The organism is Sphingomonas sp. LH128, from assembly GCF_000293195.2.
Classification (GTDB): Bacteria; Pseudomonadota; Alphaproteobacteria; order Sphingomonadales; family Sphingomonadaceae; genus Novosphingobium; species Novosphingobium resinovorum_A.
In genome coordinates, this window is the sequence record NZ_ALVC01000047.1 from 21,776 (window position 1) to 29,289 (window position 7,514).

General features: G+C 59.8%; 8 protein-coding genes. 4 read left to right on the forward strand and 4 right to left on the reverse strand.

The window, feature by feature from the left end:
• Positions 1 to 146: 146 nt before the first annotated feature.
• Complete coding sequence (locus LH128_RS04725; protein WP_172704941.1) at positions 147 to 1,973, reverse strand: DUF5906 domain-containing protein; 1,827 nt, start codon at positions 1,971 to 1,973, stop codon at positions 147 to 149.
• A 363-nt stretch (positions 1,974 to 2,336) separates the two neighbouring features.
• On the opposite strand from LH128_RS04725, the gene LH128_RS04730 reads away from it, so the two are divergent.
• The 4 genes from LH128_RS04730 (at position 2,337) to LH128_RS34140 (ending at position 4,962) form a co-directional block, all read left to right on the forward strand.
• Entirely contained in the window at positions 2,337 to 2,771 is a 435-nt protein-coding gene (locus LH128_RS04730) for a hypothetical protein (protein WP_008828436.1), read from the forward strand.
• Complete coding sequence (locus LH128_RS33120; RefSeq protein WP_172704942.1) at positions 2,768 to 2,935, forward strand: hypothetical protein; 168 nt, start codon at positions 2,768 to 2,770, stop codon at positions 2,933 to 2,935. Before LH128_RS04730 ends, LH128_RS33120 begins: the two co-directional genes overlap by 4 nt.
• A gap of 124 nt (positions 2,936 to 3,059) precedes the next feature.
• Positions 3,060 to 4,205, forward strand: a complete 1,146-nt coding sequence (locus LH128_RS04735) for a site-specific integrase (protein WP_008828437.1) — start codon at positions 3,060 to 3,062, stop codon at positions 4,203 to 4,205.
• Positions 4,206 to 4,614: 409 nt separating this feature from the next.
• A complete protein-coding gene (locus tag LH128_RS34140) occupies positions 4,615 to 4,962 on the forward strand; it encodes a helix-turn-helix transcriptional regulator (RefSeq protein WP_008828438.1) in 348 nt (115 codons plus the stop codon).
• Positions 4,963 to 5,068: 106 nt separating this feature from the next.
• Here the strand turns inward: LH128_RS34140 and LH128_RS04745 are convergent, their stop codons facing one another.
• The 3 genes from LH128_RS04745 to LH128_RS04755 form a co-directional block, all read right to left on the reverse strand.
• On the reverse strand, positions 5,069 to 5,293 hold the full coding sequence (locus tag LH128_RS04745; protein WP_037517777.1) for a hypothetical protein: 225 nt from the start codon (positions 5,291 to 5,293) through the stop codon (positions 5,069 to 5,071).
• A 2-nt stretch (positions 5,294 to 5,295) separates the two neighbouring features.
• Positions 5,296 to 5,934, reverse strand: a complete 639-nt coding sequence (locus LH128_RS04750; protein ID WP_008828440.1) for a ParA family protein — start codon at positions 5,932 to 5,934, stop codon at positions 5,296 to 5,298.
• 187 nt (positions 5,935 to 6,121) lie between these two features.
• Positions 6,122 to 7,204: a hypothetical protein gene (locus LH128_RS04755; protein WP_172704943.1), complete on the reverse strand. Its 1,083-nt coding sequence runs from the start codon at positions 7,202 to 7,204 to the stop codon at positions 6,122 to 6,124.
• Between the last annotated feature and the right edge of the window lie 310 nt (positions 7,205 to 7,514).

Here is a 7,514-nt window from a genome sequence, read left to right on the forward strand (position 1 = left end):
GCAGGGGCTGCTTGAGGAATTTTCATACTCATTTTCCAGAAACCAGACGATCGGCGCCATGCCCCCACACGGGCCCGGCGCTCGGTCATCGCGTCTTCATAAAAAAGGGTGCTGCCGGAGGGGCCAAGTCCGCCTTTCCCGTGAGACTAAAGCGTAGAAAGTTCCGACTCTTCAGCCGAGTCGCCTTTGACTACCGAAAGCTCTTCCCGCCTGAATTGGACATGCTCATAAAACGGTCGCCCAGCCGTCATGCGTCGCTCGGCGCCGTACCGGACCCGCAACTCGTGAACGATCGCCTTTAATTCTCCAGGACCTACCTCGATTGTCATCATGCCCAACTCTTCCGCCACCTGTGCCGCCATCGCTTTCAACTCAGATGACCAAATGCGCTGGCCCGGCGCTCTCTCGATTCGCGCCGCCACGATGGCAGGTATGTTGAAGCCGTGCTGCATCCGCGCGCACGCTTCCTCATGGTCACGGGGCAAAACGAACTTGCCCCGCTCCAACAAGCGTTTCGCTCCTTCGGCAGCCCAACGAATCAGAGCACTAGGGTTTTCGAAAATCCGCGAAACGAAGGTCGGATCGATCTCGTCGTCCCCGAGAGAGCGATCAAACCCGAGGCACAAAAGCCGACGCTCAAACGCGTTGGTCTTGTCAGTAGTGCGCGGAAGCTCATTTGTGGCGAACCAGTGCCATGCTGACGGCGAAAAAGTGAACTGCCTACCGTAGGGATGACGTGCAGTGACCGTTTCACGAGAGGCGATTTTCTTCAATTGCTCTGCAGGAATGCGCATGTCGGCACCCAACTCGCTTGCTATGTTAAGCGCCTTCCCTTCCAATTGCGCGCGGCTGTACTCCCGCCCCCATTCGTTCGGGGGGACGGATGTCACCGCTTCAACGGGGAACAATCGCTGCAATACGTCAAGCACGGTAGATTTCCCGGATCGCCGAGGACCATACAGAATGAACATGCGACGGGCTTCGTCGCTGGGCACTTGAAGATTGAAGACAGTCGCGCCTAGTGCTTCCTGCAGGACGCGCAGCTTGGTTTGGTCCGTCAGCGTCACCGCGAACCCTTCCTCCACCCAACTAGTGCCTGCTTGTTCGTCGAACGTGAAAGCGAGCTTCACACGCGCCCTTTGCGCAACGCTGTGCGGCTCCAAGATGAGCTGGCCATCCTCGCTGAAGGACAAAAAGCCGTTTGCAACGCAAACGCCGGGTATGGCGTCCACGAAGAAATCGTCCTGCTGAAGTCGGGTCGCGATTTGCTTGATCACCTCTTTGCGGGCAGAATCCCGCTCCATAAAAGAGAGATGGGCGAAATCGGCTTGCAGGGTTGCATCAAGGTCGTGAGGTAATACTCGCCTGAAGAAACCAGCCTCCTCATTGGCGTCCTGCTCGCCCCTACCTGAGGCGGTGAAGACATAGAGTGAATCGCCGTTCCAGATCACTGCGTCGTAATCACGCTCCAGCATACCGACGAAGGCTCGACTGGTCGCGCCCAGCGAGTGCAATTCTCCGTAGTCATCGGAGGTATTCTTGGCCTCTTTGATCATCGACCTGATAGGGCCTGCCTTAAAGTTCGTGTAATCCACAAAGACGTCGATCAAATGATCCAGAGCAGAACGCGGCAGATCGGCTCGGACAGCTTCAGACGTGATCTGTTTTGCCTCATCGTAAGTACAGGCCTTGCCCAAGTCGGTCACACGCTCCGCGATACGCTCAAGCGTAGTGCCATTTCCAGTTGTCGCATCGAAAGGACTATCCACCGCGCCTTTAAAAAATGCCGCTTCAGCATGATCTTCAGTCACGTTATCCATGCACACTTCTCCGATTTCGGACACGCGGACGCGCCGAATTGATTTCATTGCAAGTTGAGGTCGTGGTTGCAGTGAGCGGGCGGCCGCCCCAAAAAAAGGCTGGAACGTGATCGGATATTCCCGATCACGCAAAATCATGGCTTTCGACACCATGAGCCAGATGGTGGACCCGTGTTATGAAAACGCAGGCATGCCCTAAAAAGGGTTGGTGTTATGGAAGAGTGCGTTGGTCGAAGACCAACGCTAGCGGCGTTCGGATTTCCATGACCGAACCCGTCTGGGTGTAAAAACCCGGTGTCGCAGCTAACTGCGAGAAGACCATTTTCGGAGGATGGTCGAGTTCTACCATGTTTCGGGTAGCGAAGCGTACCGGAGCATGTCGCCGGAATGCGCGTTTCCTAACTCGCATACCCTCAACACACAAGCAAAATCTGCAATTTTTCGGCGACGGACTAGCGTCGCAGCCCTTCGCTTCAATCTCACATCATTCGTCCGCATTCACCTGCGGAGAACCTAATGAAATCCTTCGACACCCTGACCGCCATGGCCAGCCACCTTCCTGCCGAAGCCTGCGCCCAGATGCGCACCATCCTTGCAGACTTCCCCGACCACTGGGACCATCCAGACATCGAGCATGTGAGCTTCACTCAGCTCATCGATAGTCCGGTCTTCCTCGTAGAAGCTGCCGACGACCTCGCACAGGTACGATCCCTGGACGAGGATGAGGGCCAACGCCTTTCCCTCCTCCAGGCGGCTTCCGGCTGGTTCGATATTGCCGAATGGCGATGCGGCGGCGCTTTTGCGGTGTTCTGCGCCATCGACAGCGCCAACGGTGGCGCAAAATTCTATGTGCCGCGCCAAATCGCCGATGCCGTGCCCAACGTTGCCGAAAGCATTCGCCTGAAATCGGAATTGGACGACAGCAACTTCCCGTTCGGAGGACGCGCATGAACCCGCTGGCAATGGGACTGCTGGGGGACATCCTTAGCGGCAGCAAGGCTACAAGCGCATCCGGGACCAAGAGCGCGGCAGCAACCGTCAAAGTGCCGGTGCCCGGTAAGGCCGGCACTGACATCAATCTGGTGAAGGTCGTGGTCAACGTGAACTGGCGCTAGAGCAACGCGCACAGACGCGCGCGCACGTACTGTTCCGGCCCTTTTGCGGAAAAAAGGCCCGCAATAGCCCATTGCGGCCCGCGACGATCGCCCGCCGCCGATAATCCCACATCGGAGAACCAAAATGCCCGCAATCACCCGCGGGCTTGCGACCAACCCGCCGGCCGTGCCGGACGGGAAGGCCAAGCTGCGCCTGTTCGACGACAAGCTCACCGGCTTCATCATGGAGGTCCGGACCTCCGGCGCCGTCACCTTTTACGTGCGCTACCGCGACGCCCGCAACCGCCAGCGCGAGGTGCGCCTCGGCAAGCTGGGCGACATCACCGTGGAGCAGGCGCGGCGCCGGGCTCAGGAGCTACGCGCCGAGGCCTCGCTTGGCGGTGATCCTGCTGGGGACCGTGACCGCCTGCGCGCGGTCCCCACCTTCGCCGACTTCGTCGAAAACCGCTATCTACCCTTCGCCAAGGAGCGGCTGCGGTCCTACCGCGACCACGTCAGCTTCTTCGCACTGCGTCTGAAGCCGCTCTGGGGCAGCCGGCCCCTGGACGAAATCCGCCCTCAGGACGTGGCGGCGCTTCAGGACCGCCTGCGTCACGGCGGCTTGTCCAACGCCACCGTCAACCGCTACGTCGCCTTTGTGCGGCGGGTGTTCAACCTCGCGCTGCGCTGGGAGGCCTACGAAGGCCGCAACCCGGCCCAGCACGCCGAGATGCGCCGCGAGCACAACCGCGAGCGCTTCCTCACCGAAACCGAACTGCGCAGCCTGTTCATGGCGCTGCGCGACGAGCCGAACAAATCCGCTGCCCACGTCCTTGCCTTCCTCGCTGCCACCGGGGCGCGGAAAGGAGAGGCGCTGGGGGCCAAGTGGGAGCACATCGACCACGAGCGCCGGCTCTGGACCGTACCCATATCCAAAAGCGGCCGGCGCCGGCATATCCCTCTGTCGGACGCGGCGCTTGCCATTCTCGAACGGCAGCGCTCGTGGGCGTCGGGGGCCTTCATCTTTCCCGGCTCCGATCCCGACAAGCCTTTGGCCGACCCGAACCGGGCATGGCGACGGGCGAAGAAGCATGCCGGGCTCGATAAGGACTTACGCATCCACGACCTGCGCCACACTTTCGCTTCTACGCTCGTCGGCAAGGGGCGCAGCCTGCACGAGGTGGGCACCCTGCTTGGGCACAGCCAGATCAGCATGACGATGCGCTACGCCCACCTCGCCCCCGCACGGCTGATCGAGGCAGCCAATGAGGCTGTGCCCGCCCTGCTCTAGCCGCCCTCTGCGGTGAGCCAGTCGAGGCAAACCGCCCACACCATTCAATCACCTTGCGGCCCTGCGGACACGTCCCGGGGCCGTTTCCTTTTTTGCATTCAAGGGTCATCATCATGTCAGTTACCGACAGCATCGAGCGCATCGAAGCCCGTCACACCATCCGCCGCAAAAGGCGTGATCGCATCGCCAACCTCGCTGCGCAGCCTAAATGGGTCACCCGTGCTCCTGGCCATCCCGCTCCCAAAGCCATGCGCATCCCCATCCCGCAAGAAGGTGCAGTACCTCGTGGCCGGCCAGTCAAGGCCACCACGCCTCGGACAAATGCGTGAAGCATCCAGAACATCGCCAATGACCTCGTGGCCTCGTGGATGCTTCCCGAGGCCATTCCCCTGCCCACAAGGAAACTACGATGCTCAAGCCCAACAAACTGCGCCGCCCGTTCGCCCAAGCCTATGCGAGTTCGCCGCCTGCAGAACTCGCCGTGCCCGCCGTTGCCCGACCTGCGCCATCCGAGCCCGATCCTGTAGAGATCGCCCTTGCCCCCATGATCGCAGAAGCGAGCCTGACCGTGCCGGCCCTCCTCACTCCCGCGCAGACGGGCGAAGTGCTGGGCGTCGGCGTCAAGACCCTTGAACGCTGGCGATCGGAAGGCACCGGGCCGCGCTTCGTGAAGCTCTCGCCCGGCACCGTGCGGTACAGGGCCCTCGACCTGAACGTTTTCATCGCAGAACGTATCAAGAGCAACACGCTGCAGTAACGCCTCCTCGCCTGCCCTCGGTGGCGGCAGAAGAATGTCCCGATCACCGCGGTGGGTGATCGGGACATTCCTCTGCTTCCTTCCAGCAATGACATTCCAGCTGGCGTCAAGCGCCTGCCAGCAACCGATCGATCGCGATTACAGTCAGGTCGTCGCCACTCAGACCGTGGGTGGCCGCCATGGTCCTGAACGCGATGTAGCGTTGCTGGTCGAGCGTCGCGCTGATCCGCCTCCTGCGCCCTCCCAAACTCCGTCGCGGCGGCGACAACGGCTCGGCGATGGCGCGCGCCTGCCCGCGCTGCTGCAGATCTACTTCCAACATGTCGTGCATCCTCATGCTCCCAGCCTCTCCCGGATCTGTGCCCAGATCCGCCTGAGTTCCTGCGCTCCAGCGGAGTTCGGTTGCGTCTCGGGCAGGGTCAGTCCGTTTTTCAGCGGCAGGTCAATACGGTGGTGGACTGGCGCAAGTCTGTCCCTGCGCTCTGCGTCCAGCCGCCGAACTAGGTCGCCCATCGATCGGCTGCGGAACAATCCGGCGTTCGGCAGCGCCACGATCGTTTGGGCCCGAAAAAGCATTGGCTGCAGGTTGCGCAGGACCGCCTTGTAATCGAGTTCGCCCGGCCGCACCGGCACGAACACGAGGTCTGCCACGTCCACGGCCTTCCCGCTGTACTCGCTGTAGCCCGGTGGCGTGTCGATGAAGGCGTACCGAACGCCTTTGCGGTTGAGGGTGTAGAGCCTGAGAGCCAGCGTGCGGAGCATGGGCGTTACGAGAAGCGGACCGTCGCGCTGGCGGGCGTTGTACCATGCCGTCAGGCTGCCTTGCGGGTCGAGGTCGAACATCGCGACCTTGCCTTTCCCGGCCACTCCCTCCTCTGCCTCGCAGTCCTGCTGCGCCAGCACCGCCAGCGAGGCGGCCATCAACGTCTTGCCCACGCCGCCCTTGTTGGCGGCGAGACTGATGATCTTCATGTCGGGAACTCCGCGCTCGATTGCGCATCCGCGCGGAGCGCGCGCAGATGCTCAATTGAGTGTTCGCGGAAGGATCAACGAAATGGCTAAGATCGACTCCAGACCATTCAGTCCACAGCCACTAAGGTCGGATAGCTTCCGCTCTGTTGCGGAAACAAGCTAAGAAAAAATGGAATAATCAACAAAGTTACTCGACTGCCCCTTCGCACGCTTGAGCAAACGCCAGTTCTAGAACGGCACAATTGATCATTGCGCCACGCTTAAGCCCTTGCCTAGGCGAGTCTTGCCCCACGTACCGCGCGACTGCGAAGTTTTCAATAAATCGCCCCGAGATATTCACCCCCCGGTCTGCACCCATCTTGTTCATCATTGCGAGAAAAGAGAAAGTTGCCGGCCGTTCATTTAATGGAATCGCAAAATAGGCACTGCTACTTGCATCCACGCCCTCTATAATCGGCACGATAAACTCAAGCTCATGTGAAAAGTAGTTGTCCATTAGCCCAGATTGCCTCTCCCTTACAATCCCGATAGACCAATCTTCTTCTCGGGCGGAAGACTGTCTGATGGGGGCGTAGACTTTTCCTACGCGGCAAGCCTTTTCGAATACCTCCTCAAGGGTTAGCCAGTCACGATCAAAGCTGATCGAGGCGATCGAGCTCGCATCGCCTTTGAAATCCGCTACGCGGTAAGCGACGATGCGCTGCTGCGGCCCTGGCGAGACTAATTTCGCCGCGAGTGTTGCTTGATCGGTCGCCCAGCGAGCCAGAAGCTCATCCGATCGTGGAGATCCAAAGGATCGGCGCGGTCCAGCCGGCTGATAGTCAATTGCTCCCCAAAACTCATTCGCGTACTGATGGAAGCCTTCGGTCGCACGAAGCATGCCGACGGCGCGAATACCTCGTGCTGCAACGCCCGATACCGCCGCGAGGCCCGCAGTTGGATCACTCGGATCAACAAAAGTCAGCCGCTGCGCTGCCTCAGCTATCTCTGCCTCGACTTGCTCGATTGATACGTTGATGGCCTTATTGACATGCGGCAGAGAAATGCGCCGAAGCCAAGTGATCCGGTCTTCTTCGAACCAATTGTGCGAATGAATTTTGGTGACTTTCTGGTCCACATCCACAAATATGTCGACGTCCAGCATCGGGCAAAGAGCACCGATCAATTCCGCAAAAGTAACAGGTGTCTCGGACCGACTGAATGAAGGGTCGAAGCGGAGAACCTGATCTAAAATCGTTCGTTCGAGCTTAAGCGTGACTCTCGTCGACATTACCGCACTCGTGGCATGCCGATCGGCATCCATTAAAATGGGTCGTGTCTGCGCTTCCTTCGAGAATTTATACCAAATCCCTTTGAGGCTGACTCATTGGGATTCCCAAGAGCAGATTTTTCTGATTCACCATCGCGAGCAGATGGAGGCTTGTGATGGCGGCGTCGTTGGTTGTGCGAAGCGATTATTCAGGGTCAGACTTGCGAGCTTTTGCCCGGCGCAGCGATGATGCGCAGCAGGTGCGACGGCTTTTGGCGATGGCCTCGATCCTGGATGGCGGCAGGCGGAGTGATGCGGCGAAGATTGGCGG

Excerpts from the sequence above, each read along its gene's own strand:
- LH128_RS04755 (WP_172704943.1), bottom strand. The coding sequence starts at position 7,204 with ATGTCGACGAGAGTCACGCTTAAGCTCGAACGAACGATTTTAGATCAG.
- LH128_RS04735 (WP_008828437.1), top strand. The coding sequence starts at position 3,060 with ATGCCCGCAATCACCCGCGGGCTTGCGACCAACCCGCCGGCCGTGCCG.
- LH128_RS04750 (WP_008828440.1), bottom strand. The coding sequence starts at position 5,934 with ATGAAGATCATCAGTCTCGCCGCCAACAAGGGCGGCGTGGGCAAGACG.
- LH128_RS04730 (WP_008828436.1), top strand. The coding sequence starts at position 2,337 with ATGAAATCCTTCGACACCCTGACCGCCATGGCCAGCCACCTTCCTGCC.
- LH128_RS33120 (WP_172704942.1), top strand. The coding sequence starts at position 2,768 with ATGAACCCGCTGGCAATGGGACTGCTGGGGGACATCCTTAGCGGCAGC.
- LH128_RS04745 (WP_037517777.1), bottom strand. The coding sequence starts at position 5,293 with ATGCACGACATGTTGGAAGTAGATCTGCAGCAGCGCGGGCAGGCGCGC.
- LH128_RS04725 (WP_172704941.1), bottom strand. The coding sequence starts at position 1,973 with ATGGTGTCGAAAGCCATGATTTTGCGTGATCGGGAATATCCGATCACG.
- LH128_RS34140 (WP_008828438.1), top strand. The coding sequence starts at position 4,615 with ATGCTCAAGCCCAACAAACTGCGCCGCCCGTTCGCCCAAGCCTATGCG.